Origin of the sequence: Streptomyces sp. NPDC101151 (genome assembly GCF_044768335.1) — a bacterium.
In the GTDB taxonomy this organism is placed as follows: domain Bacteria; phylum Actinomycetota; class Actinomycetes; order Streptomycetales; family Streptomycetaceae; genus Streptomyces.
On the sequence record NZ_JBIWPP010000001.1, the window covers coordinates 46926 to 71996 of the forward strand.

Genomic DNA, 25071 nt, shown 5'->3' on the forward strand with positions numbered 1-25071 from the left:
GACGAGATGGTTTTGGTCTGGACCTCTTGACAGTGAGATTGGTCTGGACCAACTTGTAGGCCAGCGGTGGCCACCGTTCCTCACCTCTCTCCCCGCAGACTCCCCCACCGGAGGCCCCAGTGGACCGCGTGACAGGTATGCCCAGACGCAGAGGACGACGCATCGCGATGTGGTCCTCCGTCACCGCCCTCGCCCTCTCGGTGGCGGGTCTCGCCGCCACCCCCGCGTCCGCCGCGGACATCAACAACGCCAAGAACGCCGGCTACGAGTCGGGGCTGACCAACTGGACCTGTACGGCGGGCAGCGGTACGACGGTCTCGTCCCCGGTCCACAGCGGCTCCTCGGCCCTCAAGGCGACCCCGGCCGGCCAGGACAACGCGCAGTGCACCCAGTCGGTGGCGGTGAAGCCCAACTCCACGTACACGCTGAGCGCGTGGGTGCAGGGCGGCTACTCCTACCTGGGCGTGACGGGCACGGGCACGACGGACGTCTCGACGTGGACGCCGGACTCCTCCTCCTGGAAGCAGCTGTCGACGACCTTCACCACAGGCGGATCGACGACGTCCGTCACGGTGTACACGCACGGCTGGTACGGCCAGGCCGCCTACTACGCGGACGACGTCTCGGTCTACGGGCCCGACGGGGGCGGGGGCGGCGACCCGGCCCCCACCGTGCCGTCCGCACCCTCCGGCCTTTCGGTCTCCGGTACGACGTCCTCGTCGGTGTCGCTGTCGTGGTCCACGGTGTCCGGCGCGACGGGCTACAACGTCTACCGCAACGGCACGAAGGTGAGCGCGGTGACCGGCACATCGGCCACGGTCACCGGGCTGTCGGCGTCCACGTCGTACTCCTTCCAGGTCACGGCCACGAACTCGGCGGGTGAGTCGGCGAAGTCGGCGACGGTGACGGGCACGACGACGGCATCCGGAGGTGGGGGCGGAGGCGGTGCGCTCCCCAAGCACGCCGTGACGGGCTACTGGCAGAACTTCAACAACGGCGCCACGGTCCAGAAGATCTCGGACGTCCCGTCCGCGTACGACATCATCGCCGTGGCCTTCGCGGACGCGACGTCGACTCCGGGAGGTGTGTCCTTCAACCTGGACTCGGCCGGCCTCGGCGGCTACACGGTCGACCAGTTCAAGGCGGACATCAGGGCGAAGCAGGCGGCCGGCAAGAAGGTCATCGTCTCGATCGGCGGCCAGAACGGCACGGTGTCGATCAACGACTCCACGTCGGCGGCCAACTTCGCGAACTCGGTCTACTCGCTGATGCAGACGTACGGCTTCGACGGCGTCGACATCGACCTGGAGAACGGGCTCAACGCGACGTACATGACGCAGGCGCTGCGGTCGCTGTCGTCGAAGGCGGGATCGTCGCTCGTCATCACGATGGCTCCCCAGACGATCGACATGCAGTCGACGTCGAACTCCTACTTCCAGACGGCCCTGAACATCAAGGACATCCTCACGGTCGTCAACATGCAGTACTACAACAGCGGTTCCATGCTGGGCTGCGACGGCAAGGTGTACAGCCAGGGCTCGGTGGACTTCCTGACGGCCCTCGCCTGCATCCAGCTGGAGGGCGGCCTGTCCCCGTCGCAGGTGGGCCTCGGCCTGCCGGCCTCGACGAGCGGCGCGGGCAGCGGGTACGTGTCGCCGACCGTGGTGAACAACGCGCTGGACTGCCTGGCCAAGGGCACGGGCTGCGGCACGTTCAAGCCGTCGAAGACGTACCCCGATCTGCGGGGCGCGATGACCTGGTCGACGAACTGGGACGCGGCTTCGGGGAACGCGTGGTCCAACTCGGTGGGGGCGCATGTGCACGCGATGCCGTGAGGTGAGCTGTACGAACATCTCGGCGTGAGGACGCCCGGGCCCCCGGTGGGGTCCGGGCGTCGGCGTATGCGGGTTGCGGTGAGGTGAGAAATCAGCCAGGCCTCGTTGCTGTGCCTTGTATCGCGTTGCATCCGGCAATGTGCTGGTGTGATGATCCCGGGCGTGGTGGAACACGGGGGTGGCGCCGACTCGGCGGGGCGGATACGCAGGTCGCGCTCACGGGTGGCGAAGGACGAAGATCAGCCGGGCTGGCTGAGCGCCTTGGAGCGCTGCGGTCTCCAGGTGCTGCGTGCCACCGTGCCGCAGGACGTTCCATCGGTTACGGCCGCTGTCCACGCGGTCACCGGGATCGAGGTCGAGCCGGTCGCGGTCATTCCCGAATCGAGCCCGCATGCCACCGACGAACTCGACCGGCTGTGGCATCACCATGCCGCGAATTGTTCGCTGTACGGCGACGATGGGGAATTCTTCATCCTGCCCCCTGTATCAGGCGGAAGCAGGGTCGGCTGGGTGAGAGTCAGCGATTCTGTTGGCCGGAACCTGCCCTCACGCATGGCGGTGGTTTCCGGATCCCCTGAATTTCTTGCCGTTTCCGCCGATGGCCGCCACATGTGCGCAGCATCGGTGGAGGAATGCGACTACTGGGTCGTGGTGCACGAATTCTAGAGGAAAAGGGAAAAGTCATGTCGTTCGGTCCGCCGCCCGTGGGGTTCGGGTCTGTTGCACCGCCTGTCTGGACTCCGCCGACGGACATCGAGCAGGCCTTGCTCGAAGCCAAATTGCGTGAGGACTGGCCTGCGTACTTCGGGACGCTTGCGCAGAGCAGGCTGTTCTTCGAGATACAGAAGGACAAGGCGGATGCGACGCCCCCTGGCACGTACGCCGTCTTCGGACACGATCCACGTGTCGCCGGCGGGCGGATCTGGGCCGTGTACACCCAGGGCATGCTGCCCGCGCCGGAGCCGCACCGAGTGTTCGAGTGGAACCGCCTCGAGTGGTTCGCCAAGGTCTGGCGACCGACCGATCCGACGATGATCGTCATCAATCCCGGGAGTCCTTGCGAGGCCTTCCTCCCCTCGGCACCACCCCATTCGGCGACTTGGGCGCAGTACGGGGAGCACGCCCCGCCGCGGAAGCGGTCCCTTCAGTTGCACACCCTCCGCGTCGGCGGCCCGCTGCACGGATCCGTCGCACATGGCCTCGCCTGCGGGGCGCTCCTGTGCGTCAACAACGGCTCCTTCTGGAACGCCATGGCCTGGCACGGCACGGGTTATCCGGGTGAGCGGAAACGGCTTCGCGAATGGTGGGGCATCACCACCCGCGAGGAGTGGCAGTACTACCTCCGCGACCTCCTCGCCTGCGAGCAGCACAGCTCGGTCTGGGATTTCGCTCTCGGTCTGCGCCGGACCATCGCCCGGGATTTCGGCGGGCACGTCGACGTCGGGTACTGGCGGCAGTCCGCGGCCAACATCATCCGGGCGAGGTCCGAGGACACCGTCGTGGTCGGCGAGGACGGCGTCACGAAGGCCGAGCCCCGGCCCGAGTCGGAGACCGAGGCTCGTATCGGGGGTGTGCAGCGGCTGATCGGGCGTATCACTCGGTACGAAGCCAGGATGAGAGCCGATGGCGTGCTCGACGAGAACCGGTACGTCTCGTCCCTCGAGGCCTGGGATCTGGGACGCGCCTCGAAGATGGCCCGGTGGGGGCTCGGGGCCCGGTTCGGGACTCTGCGGGAAGCCGAATCCGCCGTGATCCGGGCCGGGCGCGCGGCCGCCCTGGAGTACAAGTCCTGGCAGGACTTCTCCGCCGGCTACATCCTCGGGCGCTGTCTCCACTTCGACGAAGAAGAGTTCGGGGAGTGGTACCAGGACATGGTCGAGGCCCATCGGATCCTGATGTCCGACCCCGGCAGTCCCTGGCTCAACATCCCCTTCCGGTGACCGTCGGGACGGACGGCGAGGATCATCACTCCTCGGCGAACAGTTCCGCCGCATCCGTGGCGTGCACCGCGCGCTGTGCCCAGACTTCGAGCCGGGCCAGGTCCGTACAGGCCTCCACCTGCTCACGGACGGCGTCGGTCACCGCAAGGCCGCGCCATTCGAGGATGCGGAGCACCATCTCACGGCGATCCTCGATACGCCCTTCCTCGCGGCCTTCCTCGCGCCCTTCTTCGCGCACCTGTTCGGCCAGTGGGTGTCGCCAGAAGTACTGGATCGCCGTCATCAATTCCCTCCACATCTGCTTCGCCTGGGGGTCTGCCAGGCATGAGTCGACGAACTGCACGAAGACCGCGGCGCTGTCGGGGTCGATGGTCCGCAGGGCGGATGCCAGCGACTCCAGTATGGCCGGGGCCTGCGGGCCGCGCCCGCGTGTCATCGCCGAGAGCACCGCAAGGGGTACGTCCCGTTCCGCCTGCCGCTCGTCCGCGATCACCGGCACGTTCTCCGGACCCAGCACCAGCGGACGTACCGTCAGCGAATCCCAGCCCGGGAAGCCGAGCCGGATCGGGCTCGACGCCCACTTCGCAGTGGCGCTGCTCTGGGTGATGACGATGAGCACGGGCTCGCAGCGGTACTTCTCGTACAGGTAGGACAGGTAGTAGGGCCAGCTGCCCCGCTTGCGTTCGTCCTTCTTCCCCTGCGACTCGACGACGAGGAGGTAGGTCCCCTGGTCCGTCTCCGCCCTCAGCAATGTGTCCACGCGCCGCTCGACCGGTTCGATCTCCGTGAGGTCGACGTTCAGCGCGGCGATCTCGTGGGGTTCGGGGAACGGCACGTGCAGCACCCGCTGTAACGCCCGGGGCAACAAGGCCGGGTCCTTCTGGAAGATCCGGTGCAGCGCCTCATGCGACGAGCCGACCATCAGCTCTCCTTTCCGTACGACGTGATCAACGAGCTACGCCGCCGCAAGTTCGCACCACACGTACTTGCCCCGGTTCCCGAACCGGGCGGACGGCTGCCAGCCCCAGTAGTCCGCACACGCCACCACCAGACCCAGCCCCCGGCCCGCTTCTTCCAGTTCCCCCGCCTGGTCCAACGGTTGCGGTGGCTCCGGCGGTCCGGGGTCCGTGTCCCACGCCCCGATCCACACCACCCCCTCCGCCGACCGGCGCACCCTCAGCGCGGCCGGCCCCTTCGTGTGCCGTACGGCGTTCGAGATCAGCTCCGCCGCGAGGAGTTCGGCGGTGTCCACCAGCCCGATCAACCCGTGCAGCGTCAGGATCATGCGCAGGGTGCGGCGACAGACGGTGACGGCTCTGAGGTCGTTGGGGATGTAGAGGGTGTAGTCCCAGGGCTCGATTTCGGGCATGCGTCGACTCCGTTCAGGGGGAGGGATTTTCACGCACGGTGGCAGTGCCGCAGCCGTCGCGACAGGACAGAGCGGCGCACTTCCGCTGCGTGTGCGTCGCATCACCGACGGTAAGGCCTAAATTTAGGTCCGCTCAAGCCGCTGCCGTAATCTTGCCCCGAACGAGTCGCATTCCCCCGAGAGTTGAAGACGAGGAGGAAGCCGATGGGGCGTCGCCTACAGCCCACAGCGCGCCAGGTGCGCCTGGGTCTTGAACTGCGGAAACTGCGCGAAGCAGCCGGCCTCAAGGCAACCGAGGCGGCAGGCCTGCTCGGTGTGACCTCGGTCCAGATGAGCCAGACCGAGTCAGGGATCTCAGGTGTCAGCGAGCAGCGCGTGCGCCGCCTGGCCGCGAACTACGCCTGCTCCGACGAGAAGCTGATCGACGCCTTGACGGCCATCGCGACCGACCGCACCCGGGGCTGGTGGGAGGCATACCGCGGCATCCTCCCCGCCGCGTATCAGGACCTGGCCGAGCTGGACCATCACGCAAGGTTCCGCCATGACGTGGCGGTCATCCACGTGCCGGGACTTTTCCAGACGGAGGACTACGCCAGAGCCCTGTTCGCCTACATGAATCCGGAGTTCCCGGCCGACGAGGTGGGACTCCGCGTGGAGCACCGGATGAAACGGAGGGTCGTCGTCGAAGGCCCCGACCCCATCCCGTACGAGACCGTCATCCACGAAGCGGCGCTTCGGATCAACGTGGCCGGGCGCGCCGCGACCCGGGCTCAGCTGACCCGCATCCTGGAGATGTCCGAGGCCGATCACGTCATGGTTCGGGTGATCCCCTTCGCCCTGGACGACTTCGCAGGGGCCGGAAGCACCATGGTGCACTTGGGCGGAGCGGTCCCACGGCTGGATACCGTCGTACGGGACGCACCGCACGGCACGGCCTTCGTCGATTCCGAAGCGCAGCTGGAGCACTTTCGAACGCTCTTCCGTAGGGTTAAGGAAGCAGCGCTGCCTCCGCAGCAGTCACGTGACGTCATCCATCAGTTGGCCAAGGAGCTGTGAGGACCGGCATGATCGCCCCCGCTCTGTGGAAGAAGTCGTCCTTCTCCGGTGGAGGTGAGGGCAACGACTGCGTCGAGATCGCACACCTCGACACCCACATATCCATCCGCGACTCAAAGGCCCCGGCCAGAGCCACCCTCACCTTCCCCACCGCAGCTTTCGCCCCCTTCATCGAAGCCCTGAGGGAGACTCACCCCACCGGGCTGTGAGCCGTTGACGGACACGCATGCGGACTCACGGGCGTGCGCACGTCACCTACCTACGCAAGCGCTTCTAAGATCACGGCCATGGACATACTGGGTTTCCTCGCTCTCGCCCTGGCCGTGCTCGGCTCCATCCTCAGCACGGTGAGCCGGTTCGCGCGGGCCGACCAGCGTCTCGCGCGCGTCGAGCGCAAGCTGGACCTGATCATCGAGCACCTGGACCTCCGGCAGGAGCACCCGCGGATGGACGAGCTGGCTGCGCTCGTACTCGAGGGGAAGAAGATCCAGGCGATCAAGCTGTACCGGGAGACCACGGGCGTCGGTCTGAAGGAGGCCAAGGAGGCCGTTGAACGCCTCGGCTAGGCCGCCGGGACGATCATTCCGGTGACTTCTTACATCTGGCAGAGCTGTGAGCCGAAAAGATGCCTCCCCACCTGAGAGAGACCCTGACCTCCATAGGGGCGTATGAAGGTCCGGGCGCGTTCGGCGCGTTCCTCAGCGCACTCGGCGGATCACTCGCCAGGCTCGCCGTGTTGACGCAGCACGCCGAGGTGACCAGGGACGTTTCGGACCTCGACACGGACCAGCTGAGAAGCGCCCTTCGGACCGCCGTCGAGGACGTGGGGCAGGACGTCTGGGCGGCCTGGCCGGCCGATCGTAGGGCGGTGCGGGTCGCCTACCGGGCCGTACTCGAACGGCTCGACGACCTCTGGTGTCCGAGCGCGGACGACCTGGTGATCATCGACGGTGACGAACTAATCCTCGTCCTGGACCACGAGGAGCGGCTCTTCCTCACGCGGGCCGACGCGACGTTGCAGATCTACTCGGTGCAGGAGCGGGATGCGACGACTGCCACGTGCATCGTGCGGTGTGTGGGTGGTGTCGTGCGCGTCGGGCAGCGGTTCGGTATCGGTCCGGACCGTGGCACACAGGAGGGCGCGCCGCTGATGACTCTTGAGGGGATTCTTCGCTACCAGCGGCCCGTGGACTGTGTGGATCCACCCCACAGTGCCAAGGTCCGCCTGACGGGCGAGGGCGTGGCCCTGTTGGAGAAGGGCTCCGTCATCACCGCTGCCGTGTACGCACCGCCCCGCTGAGGCGGCTGTCCCCGCTTCGCATAGCATGACCAGGTCAGTCAAGTCGCCCCAGACGGCCATAAGTTGAAGAGAGCAAACAATGTCGTTCGGTCCGCCGCCCGCAGGGTTCGGGCCTGCGACGCCGCCCCACTCGACTCCGCCCGTCTCCACCCCACCGGCCTCGACTCCACCCGCCTCGGCCCCACCGGTCTGGACTCCGCCGAGCTCCATCGAGCAGGCCCTCCTCGAAGCCAAGTCGCGCGAGGACTGGCCGGCCTACTTCGAGACGCTCGCGGACAGTCGGCTGTACTTCGAGATACGGCGCGACGGGGCGGATGCCGAACCGGGCCGGATCCATCCCGTCTTCGGACACGATCCCCGGGTCGCCGGCGGGCGGATCTGGGCCGTGTACACGGAGGGGATGCTGCCCGTACCGGACCCGCACCGGGTGTTCGACTGGCAGAGCCTCGGCTGGTTCGCCCAGGTGTGGGCGCCGACCGATCCGGCCATGATCGTGGTCAATCCGGGCAGTCCGTGCGAGGCGTTTCTGCCCTCCGCTCCCCCGCACTCCGCCGCATGGTCGCAGCACAAGGCGGAGGCGGCGCTGAACCGCGTGCGGGTGCGCGCGCTCCGGTTCGGCGGGCCCCTGGAGGGACCCGTCGCTCAGGGACTGGCTTGCGGTGCGCCGCTGGTCGTGCGCTACGGATTCGCCTGGAACGCCATGGCGTATCACGGCAACGGCTATCCGGGGGAACGCCAGTCGCTTCGGGAGTGGTGGGGCGTCACCAGCCGCGAGGAGTGGCAGGTCCAGCAGCGGGCCCTGCTCGACCCCGACGGCGCCAACCCCGTCTGGGAGTTCGCCCTCGGACTGCGTCGTACCATCGCCCGCGACTTCGGCGGTCATGTCGACACCGCCTACTGGCGTGACGCGGTCGCCCGGGTGCTGCGCGGGCGTGCGGAAGGGGAGACCGTCATCACCCCGGACGGGGTCACCAGCACGCCCACCGTTCCGGAGGCGGAGACCGAGGCGCGCATCAAGGGCGTGCAGCATCTCGTCGGCCGCATCACGCGGTACGAGGCGCGCTTCCGCGCCGACGGCATCCTCGACGGCAACCGGTTCGTCAGCTCCGTGGACGCCTGGAACTTCGGGCGGGCCTCCGCCATGGCCCGCTGGGGGCTGGGCGCCAGGTACTGCTCACTGCCGGAGGCCGAGTCCGCCGTCATCGAGGCCGGCCGGGCCTCCGCGCGGTCCTACAAGTCCTGGCAGGACTTCGCCGCCGGGTACATCCTCGGGCGCTGTCTGCACTTCGACGACGAAGAGTTCGGCAGCTGGTACACGGACATGGTCGAGGTCCACGGGATCCTGATGTCCGAACCCGGCAGCCCCTGGCTCACCGTCCCCTTCAAGTGAGGCCCGGCCATGTGCATCTCGACGGGTGAGGCCGCCTTCTCCGGCACGATCCTGTACTGCGGACGGCAGCAGCACCCCCTGCACGGCCTCGTCCACGTCATGGGGTACCAGAACACGGCCGTCAATCTGTCGGACGGCCCGAACGCCATGCTGCTTCATCTGCCCGCGCGGCGGCTCACCTCCGAGCACTTCATCTCCGCCGGGCGCAGCGCCGACGTCCTGCACCGCATGGTCGCCGCCGTCGAGACCGGCGAGGCCCAGGACGACGGCATCGCCTGGATGGAGGCGAGTCCGCGGTCCGTCCAGGTCTTCGAACACGACGTGTACACGGTGCTCCTCGCGGCCGACCCGACCCTGATCCCGGCAGCGCTCGCGCAGGTGCCCCCGCGGCGACGCCCGGCTCTCGACCCCGCCCTGCTGGGCTTCTACGCCGACCACTTCCCCGAGCACACCATCGCCGTGTGCTGCTTCGACAACGCCGACGCCCAGCACGCCAAACCCCTGCTGGCCTGGTACCCGCCCCTCGACCCCGATCGGCTGGTCCTGCCCGCGCTGGACAGTCACACGGGCCGGGCGCCGGACCTGAACACCGCGGTTCCCGTGGACCACTGGGTGCTGCTCTCCACCGACCAGGCTCCGTCCGGCTGGGGCGTCCCCGTCGACCATCCGCGCACCATGCGCCACAGCCTGCGCTCGTTCCTTCCCGACGCCGTCGTGGGCCGGTACTTCGGCGATGGGCAGACCCTGCTCAACGGAGACTTCGTCATCAGCCACGACGATCTCCTCGCCGGAGACCTCGACCGCATCGAGCGACTCCCGCCGACCCGCTGCTGACCGCCCGGTCGAAGAGCGTGCCGCACCGGCTGTTTCCGGTCGGTGCCACCTTGAAACACCCTTGACCTGACCATGCCAACCCTTCACCATGAGCGCCAAACCCGCACAGCCGGCCCACAGCAAGAAGCGCAACAGCCGGCACGACAGCACGCACAGCAACACGCACCACACATCCGCACCCGCACGTCGCACTGAAGCACCCCCCAGCTCCACTCCCCACATCCGGCGACCCCGGATTTCCTGGAGACCCAAGGAGAGTTCATGCGACTCCGCATTCGCGGCTCCGGCGCACGCGGCGGCAGGCGTACCGCCGCGCTCGGCGCGCTGCTGGCCCTCGCCCTCGCCGCCCCCGTCTCGGCCACCGCCACCCACGCCACCGCCGACAGCGCCCGGAAGGCCCCCTCCTCCGGCGAGGACATCCGGCAGTACGAGATCCATCAGAGCACCACTCCCGTGACCCGTACCGCCATCCAGGCCTCCGGTGTCACCGTCGACGAGGCGGACGAGGAGACCGTCGTCGTCTCGGGCCGGGCCGGGCAGATCAGGAAGCTACGGCGACTCGGCTACGACGTTAGCCCGCTGGGCGCGGCACCGCAGCGTTCCGGGGCCCGGCTCTACGACTTCCCCGGCGCCGACTCGAAGTACCACAACTACGCCGAGATGAACGCCGAGATCGACCAGCGGCTCGCCGCCTACCCGAACATCATGAGCAAGCGGGTGATCGGGATGTCCTACCAGGGGCGGGACATCGTCGCCATCAAGATCAGCGACAACGTGGGCAGTGACGAGGACGAGCCCGAGGTGCTCTTCACCGCGCACCAGCACGCGCGTGAGCATCTGACCGTCGAGATGGCCCTGTACCTGCTGCGTGAATTCGGCGCCGGGTACGGATCCGACTCCCGGATCACCAACCTCGTCAACAGCCGCGAGATCTGGATGGTGCCGGACCTCAACCCGGACGGCGGCGAGTACGACATCGCCACCGGGTCGTACCGCTCCTGGCGGAAGAACCGGCAGCCCAACTCCGGCTCCTCGTACGTCGGGACCGACCTCAACCGGAACTGGGACTACAAGTGGGGCTGCTGCGGCGGGTCGTCGGGCTCGAAGTCGTCCGAGACCTACCGCGGCTCCGCCGCCGAGTCCGCGCCCGAGGTGAAGGTCGTCTCCGACTTCGTACGGAGCCGGGTCGTCGGGGGCAAGCAGCAGATCAAGGCCGGGATCGACTTCCACACCTACAGCGAGCTGGTGTTGTGGCCCTTCGGGTACACATACTCGGACACGGCCACGGGGATGACGGCGGACGATGCCGCCACCTTCAAGGCCGTGGGCCAGAAGATGGCCGCCAGCAACGGGTACACGCCCGAGCAGTCGAGTGATCTGTACATCACCGACGGGTCGATCGACGACTATCTCTGGGGCGTGCACAAGATCTTCGACTACACCTTCGAGATGTACCCGACGTCCGCGTTCGGAGGCGGGTTCTACCCGCCCGACGAGGTCATCGAGCGGGAGACGTCCCGGAACAAGGATGCGGTGCTGCAGCTGCTGGAGAACGCCGACTGCATGTACCGGGCGATCGGGAAGGCCGCCCAGTACTGCAGCTAGGCCTCCTCGAAGTACGCGTCGAGGACCGCGTCCAGCTCCGACTCCCACTCCTTGAAGCGCGCCCTGGCCGTCGCCTCGATCTCGATCGGGTACCAGCGGCGGTCAGGGGTGTGCACCGTGATGGTGAAACGCTTGCCGAAACGGGGGGACTCCGTCTCGACCGCCGCCACCTCGTCCCAGCGGAACTCGCAGTTCTCCTCGTCCAGGCTGAGCCTGACCCCGCGGTGGTCCGCTACGAACTTGGCCCGGCGGTCGGCGGCCTCGAAGACGGGGCCGCCCTCCGGCGCCTCCTCCTCGGCCTCCGGCTCTGCCGGTGCGTCGGACGCCTGCGCCTCCGGCTCCGGCTCCCCGGCAGGTTCCGGCACCGCCTCCTCCGACTCCGCCGTCGGCTTCGCGTCCTCCGGCTCGGCCTGCGCGGGCGCGGTGAGCCCGGGGATGAAGGCCGGGTCGAATCCGGCGCCCTCGACGGGCTCGCCCTCCAGGGGCTGGCTGCTCGATCCTATGCGCTGCTCCACGGCGGAAGTATGGACGACATTCCTGTGCCGGAACCAGTCGGACGGTCCGACGCACGGGTTGCCCCTGGTCACTCCTCCACGAATCACCCGTTCACGAATCACTTCTCCACGGTTCACTCGTCCATGAAGACGATCCGCCGCGTCCGGCCCCCGTCACCCGGCACCGGCGTCACCGCCGCCCGGCCCGCCGGCACCGCGCGCTCGCGGCCCCAGGCGCGGATCTCCTCGATCTGCTCGGGGTTGCTGACGCTGAGCGGGCGCACCTGGGCGAAGGTGTCCATGACGTACGAGTCCTTCAGCCGGTCGAAACCGCCGCGGCGCACGGCCTCCTCGGCCACGTCGTGCAGTGCGGCCTCCAGGTCGGAGCCGGCGAAGCCCTCGGAGAGGTCGACCAGGCGGTCGAGCTGCTCGGGGGTGGGATCGGCCTGGAGGTAGCGGTGGTGGTAGATGCGGATGATCTCCTTGCGGTCCTGGGCGTCGGGCAGGTCCACGAAGAAGAGCTCGTCGAAGCGGCCCTTGCGCAGCAGCTCCGGGGGCAGGCTGCGGATGTCGTTCGCGGTGGCGACCACGAACGCCCGGGACTGGGACTCCTGGAGCCAGTAGAGGAACTGGCCGATGATGCGCTGCGGGACGCCGGACATGTCGTCGCGGCCCGCCAGGCCCTTCTCGATCTCGTCGATCCACAGCACGCAGGGGGCCACTCGGTCCGCCATCGCCAGTGCCTCGCGGAAGCGGCCCTCCGACTCGCCCAGGTACTTGCCGTGGATGCTGGCCATGTCCAGGCGGTAGAGGGGCAGCTGCCAGTCGTGGGCGATCGCCTTGGCCGACAACGACTTTCCGCAGCCGGGGACGCCGACCAGCAGGACGCCCCGGGGCGGGCGCAGCGCGGTGTGGCGCAGATCGCGGGAGATCATGTCGTGCTTGCGTTCCAGCCAGGTACGCAGGCCGGTCAGGCCGCCGATGGCGTAGTCGCTCTGCTTGAGGTGGACGCGTTCCAGGCCGGTGAGGTCGCTGAAGATGCGGTCCTTGGCCTGGGCGAGGCCGAGGACGTCCTCACGGCGGATGGCGCCCTTGGCGGCGATGGTCGCCATGAGGTTGACGCACTCGGCCTCGGTGACGCCGCTCAGGAACTCGGCCGCGCGGCGGGCGTCCTCCTCGGTCCACTCGATGGGGATGTGCCCGTGGTGGTCGCCGAGGAAGCCGCTGAGGATCCCGTACATCTCCTCGGCGTCGGGCAGGTCCAGACGCAGGCTCATGCCGAGCCGCTGCAGGCCGCTCCAGATGGGGGTGTCCGTGATCAGGACGATACTGCCCATGTTGCTGTCGGCCAGTCGGGCCAGCTCGGCGAAGTGGCGGGTGACCGGGGTGTCCGACTCCAGCTCGTCGGGGTCGACGAAGACGACCGTGGCGTTGGCGCGGCTGCCGAACTGGGCCGCGGCGAAGTCCATCGCGCCGGCGAGCGAACGGTCGTCCTGCACGGGCGCGTTGGTGCGCAGGTCGCGCAGGCCGGTGGCCCGGGTGTAGATCCAGAACGGCATGCTGCTGCGCCGGGACTGGGTGGCCGCCTCGCGCAGCAGGCGCAGGGCGCGCTGCTGTTCGATGGTGCGCATCGCGATGACCGGGACGCGGGCGGAGATGTAGCTGTCGAGGTGGCTGAGGCTCTCGGCGTAGTTCGACATTCGGGCCTTCTGGGAGGTGGTCGGGGACGGCGGGGCCAGGGCCTGTGGCGAACGCCGCGTCGTCCGCCCGGAGGGCGGGCCCGGCGCCCGCCGCGGCAGCGGCCGATGTCGCGGCCGGTGCGTGCTCTCGGCGTGCCGGGCGTCGCGGGGCGGGCGGGACGTTCGCAACCGGCCCTGGTTCCTCAGCCGGGCACGATGCGGCGTCTGGGCGGAGCCGCCGGGTCGTACGCCCAGGCGTCCTGGGCCGGCCGCACCGTGAAGGTGGCGGTCAGCGCGTTGTCGCGCAGGGTGCGGCGGCGGCGCTCCACCAGGCGCGGGTCGGTGCCGCGCCTGGTCTCGGCGTCCAGGTTCCGCTCCAGCTGGGCCTGCACCTCGGTGATCTGGTTGTCGACCAGCTCGGTCAGCGCGGTACGCAGGGACTCCGGGAGGCCGGGGTGGGCGGCCAGGGCGCGGACGCTGTGCAGGCCGGTGCGGGCCTGGGCGAGTTCCCGGCCGTAACTGAACTCGTCGCGGGACTCGCCCAGGGCGCGGACCAGGTGCTCGGCCCAGGTGACCAGGCGGGCGCTCAGGGCACCGGTGAGGTGTTCGGTCAGCCGGACCCAGGTGTCGCTGTCGTACTGCTCCTCGGCGAGCACGGGCAGGACGGCCGGGTCGGCGGGTTCCAGGGCCGCCCAGCGGTGCAGGAAGCCGACCCAGGCCTGGTAGGGGCCGCCGTCGCCCCACAGGCCGCTCATGCCGTACTGCCCGGCCGGCGTACGACGGTCTCGCCGGGCGGCACCGGCTCCCAGTCCGGCAGCCCCTCCACGACCCGGCGGAGCCTGCTGGTTTTCCTTTCCTGCTGCGGGCGACGCTGCGCGGCCCACGGGGAGGACTGGGAGCGGCCGGAGTCGGCGGAGGCGGCCCAGGGGGAGGCGGCGGACTGCTGTGCGGTGCCGCTGCCGGCGGGCTGCGGGGCGGCCGCCCAGGGCGCGGGGGCGGCTCCCTGGGCCTGCGGTGCGGCCCCGGTCTGCCCGGTCGCGGCCCAGGAGCGCTGGGACGCGGTCGCCGACGGCGGTGCCGTGGTGTTCCCCGGCGGCACGGCACCCGCCTCGTGCGGCGCGGGGTGTGCGGCGTTCGCCCACGGCGACCGGTCCGGTGCGCTGCGCGGCGCCGGCGGCGTCGGGTCGGGCTGGTGGGCGGGCGGCGTTGGGGTGCTCATCGGGCGCTGTCCTCCTCGGGCTCGGGCACGGTGTCCTTTCGGGCCGACGCCTCGGGCGCGGACTCCTTACCGGTCTGGGCCTCGGCCACAGACTCCTTGCCGGTCCGGGACTCGTCTGCGGACCCCTCTCCCGGCTGGGGCTCGGCCGCGGCCCCCTGACGAACCTGAGACGCAGGCACGGCGTCCTCACGGACCGGAGCCCCGGGCGCGGCCCCCTCACCGGTCCGGGCTTCGGCCGCGGACCCCTTGACCGTCTGCGCCGCGGCCGCGGCCTCACGCGCCCACGCCTCGGCCGCGGCGTCCTCACGGGCAGCCGGAACCCCGGGCGCGGGCTCCCTGCGTACGGTGCGGCCCTCGAACGGTGAGGCGCCGCCGCCCGCCGTCGGCAGGGTGGCGATCAGCTCGCGCACCTTGGCCTCGGTCCGGTCGGCGGCCGTGAACTTCTCGTACCAGTCGGTGAGTTCGGCGGAGGCGCCGCGCAGCTGGTGCAACGACTCCGTCTTGGCCCGCTCCAGCAGTTCGCGCGCCGCGTCCTGGGCGCGCTGCGCGGTCTGGGCCTGGTTGCGCAGGATCAGTCCCCAGACGAGGGCGACGATCGCCGCGGCGCCGATCGCGAAGGCGGGCCAGGTGCCGGCCAAGAAGAGCAGGATGGCCGCGACGACGCCCACCGGCGGGGCCACCTTCTTCAGCCACGGGAAGGCGAACGCGTCCACGAACGGGCCCGTGCAGTGGTCCCAGTGGTCGCTCAGGGCCTTCTCCAGGGATGCCAGCGGCTGGGTGAACGAGCCGACCCAGGTGGGCAGCTGGAAGAGCCGCGAGCCCACGGAGTGGGAGGTGGCGAACTGGGCCTGCACGTCCTGCGGCACGGCGGCCCGGTAGTCGCGGGTGTGGGCGGCGTGCGCCTGCTGGAACCAGTCGTGGCAGGCCGCGACGGAGAGCCGCTGGGTGGCCGGCGAGGTGCCGATGGCCTGCGGGTTGAGCGCGGCCGTGGTCTGCACGGTGAGGTAGTCGAGGGTCTCCTCGTACGAGGCCGCGTCCGCGTCCGCGATCCTGCGGGCGGTGCTGAGGTCGCCGTCGTGGTCGACCACCGCCTGGTTGAAGGCGAGGTCGCGGCGCAGCGGAAGTTCCTCGTTGTCGTACTCGGAGACCAGCCGGTCGAGGATGTCGTCGACGGCGTCCTCGATGCGCTCGGACGGCTGGAACTCGCGGTCCATGACGGCCTTGTACTTGTCCAGCACCGGCTGCTGGCCGCGTGCGGAGGAGAGCACGCCGTCGAGGGTGACCCACTGCGGGGAGACGGCGGCCAGGCGCGGGAACTCGGCGGCCTGGGAGGGGCCACGCAGGGACTCCAGCTCGTCGCGCCAGCGCCGGACCTGCTTGGCCTGCGCCTCGGCGCTGTCCATCAGCTGGGACCGCCACTCGGCGAGGGTGCGGTCCAGCAGCTCGCGGCCGACCGGGCCGAACGCGCCCTGGGCGATGGCCTCCAGGATGACCGCGAACTCGCGGCCCAGCGCGGCCGGGTCCTGGGCGAGGAGGTAGTGGCGCAGCCAGCGCACCGCCGACTCCGGGCGGCCCTGGCGGCGCAGGACGAGCGCGAAGAAGAGGGAGGTGCGGTCGGGCGAGCGGCGGAACGCCTCGTCGACGGCGCGGTCGCACAGGGTGCGGTCGTCCGCGGACCAGGAGGCGAGGGCGACCAGGGCGGGGGCGAGCCAGTAGCGGGGGGTCTGGAGCATCAGCTGGTCGCCGACCATCCGGACGTTGTCCTCCGAGACCAGGCCGATGTCGAAGGCCTGGAGCATGCCGACCGCGGTGCGGCGGACCGTCTTGTGGTGGCCGTACTCGTGGTCGATCTTGTCCTCGATGGCCCCGATGCGAGTCTCGGCGCGCTGCACGTTCGCGGTGGCCTCGGCCTGCTTGACGAAGGCCATGAACTCGTCGCGCAGCTGCTGGAGTTCGGTGCGTGTCTGCTGCTGGTTGGCCTCGACGGTGGAGACCTGGCCGGAGACGGAGCCGACCTGTTCGCTGAGTCTGATGACGAGGTTGCTGACTTCCTGCACCTTGCGGTGCAGCGCGAGGTCGACCTCGGACATGCGGAACTCCGTTCGAGTGCTGCGGGGTGAGCGGGTTGGGGTCAGGGCCGGACGACGGTGCCGTCGTCCAGGACGGGCAGGATCAGGCCGTCGTCGTAGACCTCGACGTAGGCGTAGCCGCCGGAACGGGCGAGCATGCGGGCGGCCGAGAACGGCTCGGGCATCGGCTCGGCGGGCGAGAAGTGCCGGACGATGACGTGGAAGAGGTTCAGCTGGTGGTCGACGTACGGAGGGCCCAGGTGGCAGCGGGCCACGAAGCCGAGCGGCACCGAGGCGTACGCCGTCGTGTAGTGATCGCGGACCCACTCGGCCAGGGACCGGCAGGCCTGCTCGTCGAGACCCGCGTCGAGCCGGCCCACGGCGTCCGTCAGCTTCCGGGAGCGCGGCGTGTACAGCTCGCGGCGTACGACGCCGGGCGCCGGGTTCGCGGACGCTGCGCCCGGCCGGGTGCTCAGGCCCTGTTGTGTGTTCGGGCCCTGCTGCGCCGGCCGCACGACACGGCGCGGCCGTTCGGTGTTCCCCATGTGTCCCCCGAGAGTCATGGGTGGTGAGCGGTTGTGCGAGGCACGGAAGGTGAAGATTAGTGACGTCTCGTCAAGAGTGCATCTCCGTACGCCGTATTGACCCCATGTGACACTGGCAAACTCTCCCCCATGGGGAGGATCAAAGCGCTCCTGGTGGGCATCGACGACTATCCGGCGTCCGTGGCGAGTGCGCTCGGCGGATGTGCGAACGACATCGCCGAGGCGCGCCGGCTGCTGACGGACCTGGCCGGTGAACGGGCCGACGTCACCGTCCTGTCGAACGCCGAGGCGACCGTGGACGCGGTGACGGACACGGTGCTGCGGCACCTGGGCTCCGCCGGTCCCGGGGACACCGCGCTGCTCTGGTTCTCCGGGCACGGTACGCAGGAGGCCGCCGGCGGAGGTGATCTGCTGATCGAGGCGACGGGCCTGAACCAGGCGCTGGTGTGTGTGGACGGGCCGCTGCTGGACAAGCGGCTGGGCGCGCTGCTGGACCGGGTCGCGGCGGGCGGTGCCCAGGTCACGGCGGTCCTGGACTGCTGTCACTCGGGCGGTGCGACACGGGAGGCGGAGCTGACCGCGCGGTACGCGCCGCCCCGGCCGGGCTGGGACCTGGCCGAGCGGGAGGTACGGGGGCCCGGCGGGCCGCCAAGGCATGTGCTGCTGGCGGCGAGCCGGCTGGACGAGCCGTCGTACGAGGGCTGGTTCGAGGGGCGCCGGCACGGGGCGTTCACGCACGCGCTGGTCGGCGCGGTGCGCGCGGCCGGCCCGGGTGCCACCTGCCGGGAACTGCTGGCGGCGGCCGCGGCGCGGGTGCAGCGGGCGGGCAGCACCCAGCATCCGGTGCTCTTCCCTGACCTGCCGGGCGGTACGGCCGACCGTCCGCTGCTGGGCGGCGCGCCCCGGACGGCGGGTCCGCACCTGCTGCGCTACGGCGCCGACGGCTGGGAGGTGGACTGCGGCGCCGTGCACGGACTGCGGGAAGGCGGTGCCGAGGCGCGGGGCACCACGTTCACGGCGCTTGAGGAGGGGCCGGGCCGGGGCGCCCTACGGGCGCTGGAGGTGTCGGCCGCGCGGACGCTGGTGGTGCCGGTGGACTGGGAGCCGGAACCGGAGCGGGTGCACCCGGTCGCCCTGTCGGAGGTCGCGCTGCCGCCGGCCAGTGTGGCGGTGGACGGCTCCGCCGAGGACGTACGGCTGCTTTCGGCGGAACTCGGGCCGCTGGTACGGCTGGTGGACGGGCCCGAGAAGGCGCTGGGGCTGCACTTCCGGGTGCGGGTGCGGGACGGACGGACGCAGGTGCTGCGGCGCGACGGTACGCGGTTCACGGCGGACCTGCCGCTGCGGGGACCGGTGGACGCCGGGCGGGTCGCGGTCTGTCTGGCCCATCTCGCCCGCTGGCACCAGGTGCGCGATCTCGCCCCGCGGCCCTCGCTCCTGGACGGTCTCGTGGAGCTGGAGATCACCCCGTGGGGCTCGGACGAGCCACTGCGGCCGGACGCGTCGGGCGAGATCGTCTGCGCGTACGGCAGCGGCCTTCGCCCGCCGTGGGTGTCGATCCGCCTGCACAACCGTTCCGCCGACCGGACCCTGTGGTGCGTGCTGCTGGATCTGACCGACACGTATGCGTCCAGTTCCGTGCTCTTCCCGGGCCACTTCGTCGGGCCCGGCCGTACGGGCCACGCGCTGGACGGCGAACCGGTGCAGCTGTCGCTGCCCGCCTCCCGGGCCGTCGCCCCCGGGGCGGAGGCCCGGGACTGGCTCAAACTGATCGTCTCCGACCGGGAGTTGAACACGCTGCCGTTCAAGCTGCCCGCCTGGGACACGGTCGCCGGGCCCCGGGATCTGGGTCCGGTGCTCGGCGCGGGCGGCCGCTGGACGGCGGTGACCGTGCCCCTGCGCACGCTGGTGCCGAGGCGGGACACTCCGACGGGGGTCAGCGGCCCAGGTGGGTGAAGCCGGCCCAGGCGCTCAGGTCGTGCGGGTCGATCCTGCGGGCCCACTCGGCCAGGAACTCCGGTAGTCCGGGAGGCAGTTCGCGCTCGGGGTTGAGCATCCACAGCTGGGCCCGGCGCAAGGCCCGGGCCGGGGGTTCGCCGTGGGTGCGCAGGAAGTGATGGGTGAGGAACATCAGCACCGAGGTCGCCTCGTCCGGCACCGGCCACAGCGAGCCGACGACCGAGCGGGCGCCGGCGGCGAGGAAGGCGGTGGCGAGGCTGTAGGCCTCGTTGTGGCCGCGGCCCGAGACGTGGCTGCGGCAGGCGGCCAGCAGCACGAGGCCGAGCCGGTCGCCGCCCGCGCCGGTGATCTCCTCGGCCGCCAACTGCCCGTCGTGCAGGGCGAGGTAGGCGCTGCGGCGGGCGTTGGCGGCGACGGACGCGTGGCACGCGAGGTGCAGCACTCCCCCGTCGTGCGCTCCCCCGCCGTACGACGGATCGCGCAGCCAGCGCAGCACCTCGCCCGGGGTGCCGGGGCCGTCGGTGGGGCCGGTGGCGCGGCGGCCCAGGAAGCGGGCCTCGGGGTAGAAGGCGCGCTGCACGGCGTCGGCCTCCTCGCCCGCGTGGCGCAGGTCGCCGGTCGGGTTGCCGACGATCAGGGCGGCCCCGGTGTGCTCGGCGGCGGGGCGGGCGGCCACCTGGCACAGCAGGCGGGCCGAGGCGGCGTAGGAGATCTCGGCTGCCTGCAGCGCGTACTGCCGGCCGCGCGGCCCGCCCGCCTCCCAGGCCGCGTGCCAGGGCACGAGCCCGAGCTTCCCCATGGGCACCAGCACCAGCCGCGGCAGCCGCCCGGCCGGCACTTCGAAGGACTCCAGCAACGGCCGCATCGCCGCGTACCAGGCCCACCCGCACAGCCGGTCGAGCTGGGCACTCAGGGAGGGCGGGGCGGCGGGACGGCGGCCGGGGACCGGGCCGAGGTCGCGGGGCTGGGTGAGAGCGGAGGTGCCCGTTGCCTCGGCCGGGGCGTACTCCCCCGGGATCGGGCCGCCCTCGCGGGACAGGCCCTCCCCCGGTCCGTACTCCCTCAGCGGCGCCGCGTCCTCCGTCAGCGTCGGCAGGGGCACGGCGTGCACCGTGCCCCGCGAGGTGACGAGCAGGGCGGTGCCGGGGGTGTCGTCCGTGGCCGGTACCAGGTAGACCAGGGCGTCCTTGGTGAGGGTGCGCAGGGCCGCGGCGATCTCGTCGGGGGCGGGTGGGTCGAGGAGCCGGGCCTGGTGGGGGGCGTCGGTGCCGGTGAGGGCGGCCAGGACGCGGCGGCGCAGGGTGCTGGGCACGGTGAGGGTGGTCCGCGCGGCGGCGAGGGGGTCGGTGGGCTCTTCCGTCGGGCCGGCTCCGGCGGCCCGCCAGTCGGCCGCCAGGTCGGTGTGTCCGGTGGCGGTGAGCAGGTCGGGGACGGTCGCCGAGGTGAGGGTCGCGTGCAGGACGAGTCCCCGGCAGGCGTCCAGGGCCTGCAGGGCCTCCTCGGGGCGGTCGTCCTTCAGACACCAGCCGGCCACCTCCAGCGCGGCCCGGGTGGCCTGCGCGGCGGCGACCGTCGCGTGGTCGGTGCCGGACTGCAGCAGGGCGGCCCAGGCGTGGCCGCGCAGGGACTTCAGGCCGAGGGCGCGGGCGCCGGCCCGGTCGCGGCGGTGCACGTCGTCGCGGGTGCGGTGGGCGCGGGCGAGAGCGAGGCCGGTGTCGGCGTAGAGCCGGTGCTCGGGGCCGCCGGCCTCCGCGAGGGCACCCTCCAGCAGGGTGATGCCCTTGGCCAGGCGCTCGCGCCGGCGCACCCGGTCGATCTCCAGCTCGGACAGGGCGCAGTGGGCGATGCCCAGGCCGTTCGCGTAGCGCAGCCGGCTGTCGCTGCCGGGCTCGGACAGCTCGTGGGCCTCCCGGAGCAGACCGATGGCCTCCACGAGGCCCGGTCCGTCCTGCTGGACGGTGGCCCTCGCAAAACGGGTCATACCGGTGTCGCCGAGCACCCAGGCGCGGTGGTCGCGGGGCAGCCGGCGGGCCTGGCGCCGCAGTTCGGCCGCGCTGGGGCGGGCGGCGAGCGGCGGCAGCGGGGGTACGCCGAGGTGCTGAGCGAGGTTGTCGCGGCCGATGCGGGCGTTCTCCAGGAGGATGAGGATCTCGATACGAGAGGGGTCCTCGCCGCTGAGCGCGGCGTGCCCCTCGGTGAGTTCGGCGATGTACCGGTCGGCGGCGGCCAGGTCGCCGCGCCGGACGGCGGAGTGCGCGTCGAAGCCCGCCTGCTGGAGGTCCATCAGACGGCGCAGATGGGCGGGCAGGGCGGGGTCGGAGCGCAGCCGCCGCCAGGTGGCGGCACCGGCCTCCATGTCGTCGTCGGCGCCGCCGGTCTGGCCGCGCTGGGTCTGGGCCAGGAAGCGGGCGAGAGCGAGGGCGTAGCCGGGTTCGTCGCCGAGGCCGCCGTCGGCCTCGGCACGGTCGAAGTGGGCGAGCACCTCGTCCAGCCCGGCGCCCGAGCCGCTGCTCATCTCCTGGTGCAGCCGGGCGACGCCGGCGATGGCGTTCGCCGGACCCCGCCAGGCGGGGTCGCGTTCGGCCCGTTCCAGCACCGCCCGGGTCAGCTCCTGGCGGTGCTCGGCGGTGACGTAGGTGCCCTCGGGGTCGACGAGGGTGAGGTTGCTCAGCATCAGCGAGGCGAGCTGGGCCCGGCCGGGGCTGCCCGGTTCGAGGGAGCGCAGCCGGGCGAGGGCCTGTTCGAAGCCCTGGATGCGACGGCGGGCGCCGATGACGTCGCGTTCCAGGCCCCGCAGGAACTCCTCCTCCCCGAAGTCGACGAAGGCCCGGCCCTCGCGAAGGTCGTCGAGCAGGCTGTCCCACGTCTGCTTCAGCCGTTCGGCGTCGAGTCCCTCGGGGTGTCCGTCGGTCTCGGGGAGCACTCCGTGGTCGGCGAGGGTGAAGCGGGCCCAGCCGTCGAGCATGCGGGCGGCCTGGAGCTGGTCGTGGTCGTCGGTCCCGGAGTCCAGGACGAGACCGGCGGCCCGCAGCACGTCCCGGGCACGGTCCGGTCGGGGGTCGTCGTGGTGGCGGGACTGCTGGAAGAGGGCGAGGAAGAGCGCGGTGGCGCCGATGTCACCGTCCCGTTCCGGCCGCCAGGTGTCGATGGCCCGGCGGACGAGGGAGATTCCGCGGTCCCTGCCTCCGGGGTCGTCCCGGGCGGCGGCCCGCTCGTACAGCAGCCGCCCGAACATGTCGAGGTACTGCGGCAGCAGCTGTTCCTCGGCGCCGGGCCGCTCCAGCAGTCGGCGCAGCTCGACCTCGGCTGCCAGGCTGTGGCCGACGTCCTTCCAGGTGGCCCAGATCATGGCCCGGACGAGGAGGGCGTTGGCCTCGGCCTCGAACGCCCACTGGGGTTCGGGTCCGCCGGCCCGCCGGGTCTCGGTGAGCGCGGTGTCGAAGGCGTCCCGGGCGGCCTCCAGCTCCTCCCGGTCGGCCCGCACCCGCCCGCGCACCAACGAGGCCAGGCCCAGGCTGTAGCGCAGGTGCGGGAGTTCGGCGGGCGAAGCGGTGTCGAGGAGGGCGCGGTAGTGGCGGGCCGAGACGTCGGCGGCGTCGAGGTCCCCGTGGCGCAGGGCCCGCTGCATGGACAGGAATCCGGCTCCGGCCCGCAGGTCGGCCTCTTCCTCGCTGCCCGGCTCCACGTCCGCCAGGGCGTCGTCGTGCCGGCGCAGGGCCTCCTCCAGCAACTCGGCGGAGTCGGGTTCGGCGAGGCAGCGCAGCTTGGCGCACACGGCGAGGACATGCCGCCCCCACTCCCGCTCCCACGCGAAGTCGGGGTCCTGGCCGGGCAGCCCCTCCACCCCTGCCAGCAGCAGCTCGAAGGAGTCTTCCAGCAGGTGCCGGTCGCCGCCGTCCTCGTACTGGACGCCCCGCAGATGCCCGAACCGGACCCGCCAGGCCGACCACAGCGGCTCGGCGCCGGGATCGCGGAAGGCGTGCTCGAACGCCTCGACGGCCAGGGCGAGTTCCTCGCCCCGGCCGTCGTCGTCCCGCAGCAGATACAGCCGGTGGCTCAGCTCTCCGGCGTACCCGCACAGCTCGGCGGTTGCCGGGTCACCGGCGGAGAGCCGGGCCAACTCGTCGAGTACGGCATCGCGTTCGGCGGTGATGTCACCGAGAGGACCGGCCGGCCGGGAGGAGGAGAAGGTCACACACCCATACTGCCGACCCGAACCCTCCGCCACTGCCCGCCTACACGAACAGGCTCACCACCCCCGCCACCACGAACCCCGCCACCGACAGCACCGACTCCAGCACCGTCCAGGTCCGCAGCGTGTCGCGTTCGGTGATGCCGAAGTACTTGGCGACCATCCAGAAGCCTCCGTCGTTGACGTGCGAGGCGAAGATGGAGCCGGCCGAGATGGCCATGATGACGAGGGCGACGAAGGCCTGGGAGTGGTGGCCCTCGGCGAGGAGCGGGGCGACGATGCCGGCCGTGGTCACGATCGCGACCGTGGCCGAGCCCTGGGCGACCCGCAGCACCAGCGAGATCAGGTACGCCAGCACGATCACCGGCAGACCGACGCCGTTGAAGGTGTCGGAGAGGGCCTGCGCGACGCCGCTCGCCTTGAGGATCGCGCCGAAGACGCCGCCCGCGCCGACCACCAGCAGGATGTTGCCGACCGGCTTGAGGGACGAGGTCGACACGGCTTCGAGGGACTTGCGGGACCAGCCGCGCCGGATGCCGAGCAGGTAGTAGGCGAGCAGCAGGGCGAGGGTGAGGGCGACGAACGGGCTGCCGAAGAACTCGATCACCGAGCGGCCGGTGGAGGGGTCGAGGGCGATCGAGGAGAAGGTGGCGGCGAGGATGAGGACGAGTGGCGTACCGATGATGGCGAGGACGGTGCCGAGCGGCACCGGCTTCTCCTGCGGCGCGACCCCGGCCCTTCGCTGCTCCTCCACGACCGCCCGCTTGGCCTCGTCCGCGGCCTCCACCATGTCCTGCGGGACGGCGACGAAGATCCGCCTGCCGATCCAGGCGGAGAACGCCCAGGCGGCCAGGACGGCGGGGATGCCGCAGACGACGCCCATGAGGATGACCCAGCCCAGCTGGACGTGGAGAAGACCGGCGGCGGCCACCGGACCGGGGTGCGGGGGCAGGAAGGCGTGGGTCATCGACAGGCCCGCGAGGAGCGGCAGGCAGTAGAGCAGGATCGACTTGCCGGAGCGCTTGGCGGCCGCGTAGACCAGCGGCGCGAGGACGAAGATGCCGACGTCGAAGAAGACCGGGATGCCGAAGATCAGGCCGGTCATGCCCATCGCGAGCGGCGCCCGCCGCTCGCCGAACAGGCCGAGCAGACGGGAGGCGAGCACCTCGGCGCCACCGCTGACCTCGAGGATCGCGCCGAGCATCGTGCCGAGTCCGATGATGATCGCGACATGGCCGAGGATGCCGCCCATGCCGGACTCGATGGTGGAGACGGCGTCGGAGCGCTGGACGGTGCCGAAGAGTTCGGTGACCGAGAGGCCGGCGAGCAGGCCGACGGCTATGGAGACGGCGAGCAGGGCGACGAAGGGCTGCAGCCGGACCTTGATGATCAGGAAGAGCAGGAGGGCTATGCCTATGGCGGCGACGGTGAGCAGTCCTGCGGTGCCGTCGAGGAGGAGGAGCAGGCCTCCGGTGTGGGGTGGCGCGGCGGGGGTGGTGGCGGCGAGCGGAAAGGACATGCGGGGGTCCTCTGGGTAAGTGCATCGTGCTTTCGGGCAGGGGGGATCGCGGCACGGCGCCCCGAA

21 protein-coding genes are annotated in these 25071 nt (G+C 71.1%); 11 read left to right on the top strand and 10 right to left on the bottom strand.

What is annotated here, in order from left to right; all coding sequences use genetic code 11:
* Positions 1-137 precede the first annotated feature (137 nt).
* The 3 genes from ACIRU3_RS00245 (at position 138) to ACIRU3_RS00255 (ending at position 3775) form a co-directional block, all read left to right on the top strand.
* Positions 138-1835: a chitinase gene (locus tag ACIRU3_RS00245; protein ID WP_404049177.1), complete on the top strand. Its 1698-nt coding sequence runs from the start codon at positions 138-140 to the stop codon at positions 1833-1835.
* A 222-nt stretch (positions 1836-2057) separates the two neighbouring features.
* Positions 2058-2501, top strand: a complete 444-nt coding sequence (locus tag ACIRU3_RS00250) for a hypothetical protein (RefSeq protein WP_404049179.1) — start codon at positions 2058-2060, stop codon at positions 2499-2501.
* Between the two features lie 98 nt (positions 2502-2599).
* Positions 2600-3775, top strand: coding sequence for a DUF1266 domain-containing protein (locus tag ACIRU3_RS00255; protein WP_404049182.1), 1176 nt, complete (start codon positions 2600-2602; stop codon positions 3773-3775).
* A gap of 25 nt (positions 3776-3800) precedes the next feature.
* Here the strand turns inward: ACIRU3_RS00255 and ACIRU3_RS00260 are convergent, their stop codons facing one another.
* A complete protein-coding gene (locus ACIRU3_RS00260) occupies positions 3801-4697 on the bottom strand; it encodes a hypothetical protein (protein WP_404049185.1) in 897 nt (298 codons plus the stop codon).
* A 33-nt stretch (positions 4698-4730) separates the two neighbouring features.
* Complete coding sequence (locus tag ACIRU3_RS00265) at positions 4731-5144, bottom strand: ATP-binding protein (RefSeq protein ID WP_404049187.1); 414 nt, start codon at positions 5142-5144, stop codon at positions 4731-4733.
* Positions 5145-5348: 204 nt separating this feature from the next.
* On the opposite strand from ACIRU3_RS00265, the gene ACIRU3_RS00270 reads away from it, so the two are divergent.
* The 7 genes from ACIRU3_RS00270 (at position 5349) to ACIRU3_RS00300 (ending at position 11329) form a co-directional block, all read left to right on the top strand.
* Complete coding sequence (locus ACIRU3_RS00270) at positions 5349-6200, top strand: helix-turn-helix domain-containing protein (protein ID WP_404049190.1); 852 nt, start codon at positions 5349-5351, stop codon at positions 6198-6200.
* Positions 6201-6208: 8 nt separating this feature from the next.
* Complete coding sequence (locus tag ACIRU3_RS00275) at positions 6209-6409, top strand: DUF397 domain-containing protein (protein ID WP_404049193.1); 201 nt, start codon at positions 6209-6211, stop codon at positions 6407-6409.
* 78 nt (positions 6410-6487) lie between these two features.
* Positions 6488-6766, top strand: coding sequence for a ribosomal protein L7/L12 (locus ACIRU3_RS00280; RefSeq protein ID WP_404049196.1), 279 nt, complete (start codon positions 6488-6490; stop codon positions 6764-6766).
* 170 nt (positions 6767-6936) lie between these two features.
* Complete coding sequence (locus tag ACIRU3_RS00285) at positions 6937-7500, top strand: hypothetical protein (RefSeq protein WP_404049198.1); 564 nt, start codon at positions 6937-6939, stop codon at positions 7498-7500.
* Positions 7501-7579: 79 nt separating this feature from the next.
* The gene (locus ACIRU3_RS00290; protein ID WP_404049200.1) at positions 7580-8890 is read left to right on the top strand and encodes a DUF1266 domain-containing protein; all 1311 of its coding nucleotides are present in this window, start codon (positions 7580-7582) and stop codon (positions 8888-8890) included.
* A gap of 9 nt (positions 8891-8899) precedes the next feature.
* On the top strand, positions 8900-9724 hold the full coding sequence (locus ACIRU3_RS00295; protein WP_404049203.1) for a hypothetical protein: 825 nt from the start codon (positions 8900-8902) through the stop codon (positions 9722-9724).
* Between the two features lie 261 nt (positions 9725-9985).
* Positions 9986-11329 (top strand): M14 family metallopeptidase, encoded by a 1344-nt coding sequence (locus ACIRU3_RS00300; RefSeq protein WP_404049205.1) that lies wholly within the window; start codon positions 9986-9988, stop codon positions 11327-11329.
* Here ACIRU3_RS00300 and ACIRU3_RS00305 read toward each other — a convergent pair.
* From ACIRU3_RS00305 to ACIRU3_RS00330, 6 genes are all read right to left on the bottom strand, one after another.
* Positions 11326-11844 (bottom strand): hypothetical protein, encoded by a 519-nt coding sequence (locus ACIRU3_RS00305; protein ID WP_404049208.1) that lies wholly within the window; start codon positions 11842-11844, stop codon positions 11326-11328. The two genes, ACIRU3_RS00300 and ACIRU3_RS00305, sit on opposite strands and share 4 nt — an antisense overlap.
* Positions 11845-11957: 113 nt before the next feature.
* The gene (locus tag ACIRU3_RS00310; protein ID WP_404049210.1) at positions 11958-13523 is read right to left on the bottom strand and encodes an AAA family ATPase; all 1566 of its coding nucleotides are present in this window, start codon (positions 13521-13523) and stop codon (positions 11958-11960) included.
* Positions 13524-13705: 182 nt separating this feature from the next.
* Positions 13706-14257, bottom strand: coding sequence for a hypothetical protein (locus tag ACIRU3_RS00315; protein WP_404049213.1), 552 nt, complete (start codon positions 14255-14257; stop codon positions 13706-13708).
* Positions 14254-14721: a hypothetical protein gene (locus ACIRU3_RS00320; RefSeq protein ID WP_404049216.1), complete on the bottom strand. Its 468-nt coding sequence runs from the start codon at positions 14719-14721 to the stop codon at positions 14254-14256. The genes ACIRU3_RS00315 and ACIRU3_RS00320 overlap by 4 nt, the downstream gene beginning before the upstream one ends.
* Positions 14718-16811: a hypothetical protein gene (locus tag ACIRU3_RS00325; RefSeq protein ID WP_404049218.1), complete on the bottom strand. Its 2094-nt coding sequence runs from the start codon at positions 16809-16811 to the stop codon at positions 14718-14720. The genes ACIRU3_RS00320 and ACIRU3_RS00325 overlap by 4 nt, the downstream gene beginning before the upstream one ends.
* Before the next feature lie 41 nt (positions 16812-16852).
* Entirely contained in the window at positions 16853-17335 is a 483-nt protein-coding gene (locus ACIRU3_RS00330) for a hypothetical protein (protein WP_404049219.1), read from the bottom strand.
* 129 nt (positions 17336-17464) lie between these two features.
* On the opposite strand from ACIRU3_RS00330, the gene ACIRU3_RS00335 reads away from it, so the two are divergent.
* Positions 17465-19291, top strand: coding sequence for a caspase domain-containing protein (locus tag ACIRU3_RS00335; protein ID WP_404049222.1), 1827 nt, complete (start codon positions 17465-17467; stop codon positions 19289-19291).
* On the opposite strand, the gene ACIRU3_RS00340 is transcribed toward ACIRU3_RS00335, so the two are convergent.
* Positions 19272-23489 carry a CHAT domain-containing protein gene (locus ACIRU3_RS00340; RefSeq protein ID WP_404049225.1) on the bottom strand — a complete coding sequence of 1406 codons (4218 nt, stop codon included), beginning with the start codon at positions 23487-23489 and terminating at the stop codon, positions 19272-19274. The two genes, ACIRU3_RS00335 and ACIRU3_RS00340, sit on opposite strands and share 20 nt — an antisense overlap.
* A 40-nt stretch (positions 23490-23529) precedes the next feature.
* The gene (locus ACIRU3_RS00345) at positions 23530-25005 is read right to left on the bottom strand and encodes a GntP family permease (protein ID WP_404049227.1); all 1476 of its coding nucleotides are present in this window, start codon (positions 25003-25005) and stop codon (positions 23530-23532) included.
* Positions 25006-25071: the final 66 nt, after the last annotated feature.

Coding starts and splice junctions, on each gene's coding strand:
- ACIRU3_RS00295 (WP_404049203.1), top strand. CDS start 8,900: ATGTGCATCTCGACGGGTGAGGCCGCCTTCTCCGGCACGATCCTGTAC.
- ACIRU3_RS00310 (WP_404049210.1), bottom strand. CDS start 13,523: ATGTCGAACTACGCCGAGAGCCTCAGCCACCTCGACAGCTACATCTCC.
- ACIRU3_RS00320 (WP_404049216.1), bottom strand. CDS start 14,721: ATGAGCACCCCAACGCCGCCCGCCCACCAGCCCGACCCGACGCCGCCG.
- ACIRU3_RS00265 (WP_404049187.1), bottom strand. CDS start 5,144: ATGCCCGAAATCGAGCCCTGGGACTACACCCTCTACATCCCCAACGAC.
- ACIRU3_RS00245 (WP_404049177.1), top strand. CDS start 138: ATGCCCAGACGCAGAGGACGACGCATCGCGATGTGGTCCTCCGTCACC.
- ACIRU3_RS00290 (WP_404049200.1), top strand. CDS start 7,580: ATGTCGTTCGGTCCGCCGCCCGCAGGGTTCGGGCCTGCGACGCCGCCC.
- ACIRU3_RS00300 (WP_404049205.1), top strand. CDS start 9,986: ATGCGACTCCGCATTCGCGGCTCCGGCGCACGCGGCGGCAGGCGTACC.
- ACIRU3_RS00345 (WP_404049227.1), bottom strand. CDS start 25,005: ATGTCCTTTCCGCTCGCCGCCACCACCCCCGCCGCGCCACCCCACACC.
- ACIRU3_RS00330 (WP_404049219.1), bottom strand. CDS start 17,335: ATGGGGAACACCGAACGGCCGCGCCGTGTCGTGCGGCCGGCGCAGCAG.
- ACIRU3_RS00275 (WP_404049193.1), top strand. CDS start 6,209: ATGATCGCCCCCGCTCTGTGGAAGAAGTCGTCCTTCTCCGGTGGAGGT.
- ACIRU3_RS00280 (WP_404049196.1), top strand. CDS start 6,488: ATGGACATACTGGGTTTCCTCGCTCTCGCCCTGGCCGTGCTCGGCTCC.
- ACIRU3_RS00270 (WP_404049190.1), top strand. CDS start 5,349: ATGGGGCGTCGCCTACAGCCCACAGCGCGCCAGGTGCGCCTGGGTCTT.
- ACIRU3_RS00315 (WP_404049213.1), bottom strand. CDS start 14,257: ATGAGCGGCCTGTGGGGCGACGGCGGCCCCTACCAGGCCTGGGTCGGC.
- ACIRU3_RS00325 (WP_404049218.1), bottom strand. CDS start 16,811: ATGTCCGAGGTCGACCTCGCGCTGCACCGCAAGGTGCAGGAAGTCAGC.
- ACIRU3_RS00260 (WP_404049185.1), bottom strand. CDS start 4,697: ATGGTCGGCTCGTCGCATGAGGCGCTGCACCGGATCTTCCAGAAGGAC.
- ACIRU3_RS00335 (WP_404049222.1), top strand. CDS start 17,465: ATGGGGAGGATCAAAGCGCTCCTGGTGGGCATCGACGACTATCCGGCG.